Source organism: Vibrio sp. 03_296, from assembly GCF_002265885.1.
In genome coordinates, this window is record NZ_NPKW01000116.1 from 1 (window position 1) to 2,660 (window position 2,660).

Annotated in this window: 5 protein-coding genes and 1 pseudogene; all 6 read right to left on the bottom strand. The window is 40.1% G+C overall.

Going from position 1 to position 2,660, the window contains the following annotated elements; genetic code table 11:
* Positions 1-127, bottom strand: a 127-nt coding sequence (locus tag CIK04_RS33330) for a DUF6500 family protein (RefSeq protein WP_325205717.1), incomplete at its 3' end; no start/stop codon positions are given.
* A 223-nt stretch (positions 128-350) separates the two neighbouring features.
* Positions 351-1,124 carry a hypothetical protein gene (locus tag CIK04_RS14055; RefSeq protein ID WP_157806517.1) on the bottom strand — a complete coding sequence of 258 codons (774 nt, stop codon included), beginning with the start codon at positions 1,122-1,124 and terminating at the stop codon, positions 351-353.
* Positions 1,125-1,263: 139 nt separating this feature from the next.
* Positions 1,264-1,761, bottom strand: a complete 498-nt coding sequence (locus CIK04_RS14060; protein WP_086467572.1) for a DUF2867 domain-containing protein — start codon at positions 1,759-1,761, stop codon at positions 1,264-1,266.
* Between the two features lie 29 nt (positions 1,762-1,790).
* Positions 1,791-1,920 (bottom strand): annotated as a pseudogene (locus CIK04_RS14065) (DUF3265 domain-containing protein).
* Positions 1,898-2,425, bottom strand: coding sequence for a hypothetical protein (locus tag CIK04_RS14070; RefSeq protein WP_100692775.1), 528 nt, complete (start codon positions 2,423-2,425; stop codon positions 1,898-1,900). The pseudogene CIK04_RS14065 and the gene CIK04_RS14070 overlap by 23 nt, the downstream one beginning before the upstream one ends.
* 15 nt (positions 2,426-2,440) lie before the next feature.
* Positions 2,441-2,575, bottom strand: coding sequence for a DUF3265 domain-containing protein (locus CIK04_RS14075; protein ID WP_130202004.1), 135 nt, complete (start codon positions 2,573-2,575; stop codon positions 2,441-2,443).
* Positions 2,576-2,660: the final 85 nt, after the last annotated feature.

Consider the following 2,660-nt stretch of genomic DNA (forward strand, 5'->3'; position numbering starts at 1 on the left):
TAAACAACTCTGGATCGTCGTTTTTATTAGCGAAAAATGCATAAAATGAAACACCAACATTCTCACCCTTTTGTGCGATTTTCTTAGCACAAACATCTAACACTTTACGGCGTAAGGATTCACGCATTCATTATGCCCTCTTTGATTAAAGTAAAAACAACACTTTACACAACGAATAGAACACAAACAACAAACACTGTTCATCCAACCAGTATAACTTTTAAAAGAAGCCATAACGCCCTGTTAAGGTGTGAGCAACGCAATACAAAAGCCGCCGCTTACCACCTTAATCACTAAAAACAACGCACGGCAAAAATGCCACGCGTTGCGAATCACTCTTAAACAGTTTGTTATAACCGTTGCCCTTTTACATGCTTCAGTACTTTTAGGTAACTATGTAATGCTTGCTCAAGAAAGTGTGCTTTATCCATTTTTTTGTATGGTGCTGTCATGAAATAAATAGCAATAAGCACGTTAACTTTTTGTAGTAGATACTGTCCAAGCTTTTCATATTTTCCGTTGTCAGTATCAGCTAAAGTGTTTGGAATAGTTTTACCATCAGAATACAGTAATTTGTTACGTAAGTTGGCATTTTCCTTTAAGTGCTTAACTGTATCGTTAAACCCTTTTCGTTCCAGAAAGACTACAAGCTCATGGCTAAAGTCATGCAATTCTTCGTTACGAGAAACTCGAAAATTCAGAGGTGGATTCATTTCCATGATCAAATTTTGGTCCTCAATAGTTACTCGAATCCCCAATTTGATTGCATCCATGCCATCAACATCAACCCACTCTAGGATGGGAGGGTGGTTTGATACCTTCCTCAAGTCTAACTTGAGAAGTTCAATAATCGAACAAATGTATGGGTAAAGACATTGTTTATGCAGGTGATTGTTTTTATTTAATTCTTTTGCCCCCTCGTAACCATGCTCTTTCAACATCAACAAGATTGCAGTAGCAGCCTCTTCTTCTGCGGTAATAAGCCGGAACACTGACATTTCTGGATCTACACCAGATAGAACCTCTGCTTTTTCAACATGATACATTGCCGATCTTATACATGAACCTGAACCACCTTTTAGGCTTTCAAGTTTTTCTGAAAATTGTTTAATTTCACTAAACATATCGAAATTTCACCAAGGTTATAACGCCGCGTTAAGGGGCGCAGGCACGCAATACAAAAGTGACCGCATGACAACTTAACCACTAAACCCAACGCAAATTGAAAATGCCACGTGTGCCAAGTCCCGCTTTAACGCTTTGTTATGCCTGTGCCAAAGTTTTCAATGAATTTGGGACAATAACTTTATGGATCGGCGCTACGACAAGCATGTAAGCTTTGCCAAACAAGTTGTGGACATGCACTACAGTTGTCGCATGAACAGTGACTTTGTCACCTTTTACGTCCAGCAGAAATGACACTCTCACATCGAGATGCTTATCGCTGTCCTCCAGAATAATTTCATGCTCTTCGTTACTTACGAGCGTGAAGATACCTATCCGTTCGCCCACTTTGACGTCATTAACACCGGCCTCTAAAGTCGCATCCTGAAATCGACCTAAATGCTTCAGGCCGAACATCGATACAATACGATTTCTCATTTCCATTAAGAAAGAAACCCAGCGCGGTGTTTGCTTGGCGATTTCAAGATAAACATCAAAAGCTGTCTGATTCGTGTATGGGATCTCACGAGAGAAACTGTCAGCAAAATAAGAGCCTTGCGTATAACTATAAAGCTTTGAATGCTTTGGGATAGTCATGTATTTCTCCTAAAAGGCATAACGCCCTGTTAAGGGGTGAGCAACGCAATACTGAAGCCGCTGCATACCACCTTAGACACTAAAACCAACGCATAGTAAAAATGCCACGCGTTGCGAATCCCTCTTGAACAGTTTGTTAAATGCTAACCCACCACGCACACAAAGCCGCTAATAATGGAAATAGCAATTCAACTTTTAACAGCCAAAGTGTACTGATCGGCGTAGTAAGAAAACAGAATAAGACATTGGTTCGACTCAACTTTACACCAATATTTCCGTGTCCTACACCAATGGAGGTCCAAGCTCCAGTGCTTGCCGTTGGAGTTAAGAAGCCTTTTATATCTGCTTCTGAAACTCTATCTGTCGTTGACCCCGTTTTTGCTTGCAACTTTTTATTAATTTCACCGACTAACAGGGGATGTTTCTTAAAGCCTTGCTTTAGGCTTGATAAAAATAGCTTCCAGTTGATGAGGCATAAAGCAATACAAAGAACCCCAACAAGGTGCAGCAGAATTTCCGTAACTTCCATTCCCTCATTTTGGTTGATAGTTACAATACCCAAGTTTATGTCGATAGCATTAAATAAATCAGGGTTGACGATCTCACCATAAATTAAAATGCTCGCTATCGTGTAGATACTTACTGCTAGTTTACTGATGTTCAATTTTCCTCCTAGCATTTAACGCCGCGTTAAGGGGTGAATGCCGCCTAAACCAAGTTTCCGCAGACCACTTTCACCACAAAAATCACCGCAAACCAAAAATGCCACGCGGCATGAATCCCGCTTAAACGCCTTGTTATGCTTAAGCTTCAATGGCTTACGTTTTACTAAAAACAAGATTAACTCGACTTTGATTTACAAACAAAAGCCAAAACGTAGAAAACCGAAATGACTCATA

Excerpts from the sequence above, each read along its gene's own strand:
- CIK04_RS14060 (WP_086467572.1), bottom strand. The coding sequence starts at position 1,761 with ATGACTATCCCAAAGCATTCAAAGCTTTATAGTTATACGCAAGGCTCT.
- CIK04_RS14055 (WP_157806517.1), bottom strand. The coding sequence starts at position 1,124 with ATGTTTAGTGAAATTAAACAATTTTCAGAAAAACTTGAAAGCCTAAAA.